Below are 255 nucleotides of genomic sequence, written 5' to 3' on the forward strand. Positions count from 1 at the left end.
GGGGGAGATCAGCCTGTTATCCCCAGCGTACCTTTTATCCTTTGAGCGACGGCCCTTCCATTCAGAACCGCCGGATCACTATACCCGTGTTTCCACCCTGCTCGGCTTGTCGGCCTTACAGTCAAGCCCCCTTATGCTATTGCACTCCACGTACGGTTACCAAGCGTACTGAGGGAACCTTTGGAAGCCTCCGTTATCCTTTTGGAGGCGACCACCCCAGTCAAACTACCCACCAAGCAATGTCCCCGACACGCG

The 255-nt window shown here is 56.1% G+C and carries 1 rRNA gene; it reads right to left on the reverse strand.

The window, feature by feature from the left end:
* Nucleotides 1–255: ribosomal RNA gene (locus tag J0A68_RS23480) — 23S ribosomal RNA — on the reverse strand; the annotation flags it as partial.

This window comes from Algoriphagus oliviformis (genome assembly GCF_017254915.1).
Taxonomy (GTDB): Bacteria; Bacteroidota; Bacteroidia; order Cytophagales; family Cyclobacteriaceae; genus Algoriphagus; species Algoriphagus oliviformis.